Origin of the sequence: Ruegeria sp. HKCCA4008 (assembly GCF_013033125.1) — a bacterium.
Taxonomy (GTDB): Bacteria; Pseudomonadota; Alphaproteobacteria; order Rhodobacterales; family Rhodobacteraceae; genus Ruegeria.
The window spans coordinates 1-1,178 of the sequence record NZ_WQDM01000025.1; the positions used below are offsets into that span (position 1 = coordinate 1).

Sequence of the window (1,178 nt, forward strand, 5' to 3'; positions counted from 1 at the left end):
TGAGCCTCCCCCACTGAACTGGTCCACCGTTATGTTTAGGAAACGGAGGACCACGAATGGCAAACAAGAGACCAAAGCCCGAAGAGATTGTCTTGAAGTTACGGCAGGTTGAAGTTCTGATGGGGCAAGGCATGTCCCGTCTTGATGCGATCAGGCAGATCGGCGTTGTTGAACAAACCTATTATCGCTGGAGAAAGAAGTACGGTGGAATGGGTGTAGATCAGTTGAAAGAACTGAAGCGGCTTCAGAAAGAGAACGAGCGGTTGAGACGCGCGGTTTCAGATCTGACGTTGGACAAACTGATCCTCGCGGAGGCGGCCAAGGGAAACTACTGAGCCCCGCTCGTCGTCGTGCTTGTATTAACCATGTACGCAACCAGTTGAACGTTTCCGAGAGACGCGCCTGCCGCGTGCTTGGACAACACCGGTCCACGCAACGGCGTGTCCCACAAGGTCGCGCAGACGAAGACCGATTGGTGGCCGACATGGTCGAGCTGACCCGTCAATATGGCCGATATGGCTATCGCAGGATCGCTGCACTGCTGAGAGAGGCTGGATGGTCTGTCAGCGATGGGCGAATTGAACGGCTTTGGCGACGAGAGGGGCTGAAAGTGCCAGTGAAACAACCGAAGAAAGGACGGCTCTGGCTGAACGATGGGTCGTGTGTTCGGCTACGGCCAGAGTTTCGCAACCATGTTTGGTCGTATGACTTCGTCCATTGCCGAACCGATGATGGCAAAGCCTTCCGAACGCTGAACATCCTTGATGAGTACAGTAGGGAATGCTTGGCAATCAGGGTCGAGCGGAAACTGAACTCGACCGATGTAATCGACGTTCTGACGGATCTGTTCATACTTCGCGGCGCGCCGAGTTTCATACGTTCTGACAATGGGCCGGAATTTGTCGCCCAGGCTGTCCGAGACTGGATTGCTGCCGTCGGCGCCAAGACGGCTTACATCGAACCCGGCAGCCCATGGGAGAACGGATATTGTGAAAGCTTCAATGGCCGGTTCAGGGACGAGCTACTCAACGGCGAAATCTTCTACAGCTTGCGCGAAGCACAAATCCTGATCGAACAATGGAGAAAACACTACAACACAAAACGACCCCACAGTGCTCTGGGTTACCGCCCGCCAGCGCCCGAAACCATCATCCCGATGGATCACAGGCCGATGATGC

Annotated in this window: 1 protein-coding gene; it reads left to right on the forward strand. The window is 54.8% G+C overall.

From position 1 onward, the window contains the following. Positions 1-56: 56 nt before the first annotated feature. Positions 57-1,178 (forward strand): IS3 family transposase gene (locus GOW60_RS21000; protein WP_171230819.1). Its coding sequence is split into 2 segments (ribosomal slippage), with 1,123 coding nucleotides annotated over them: positions 57-321 and positions 321-1,178; the frame shifts between segments, so codons are not numbered across the junction. This gene is flagged as partial in the annotation.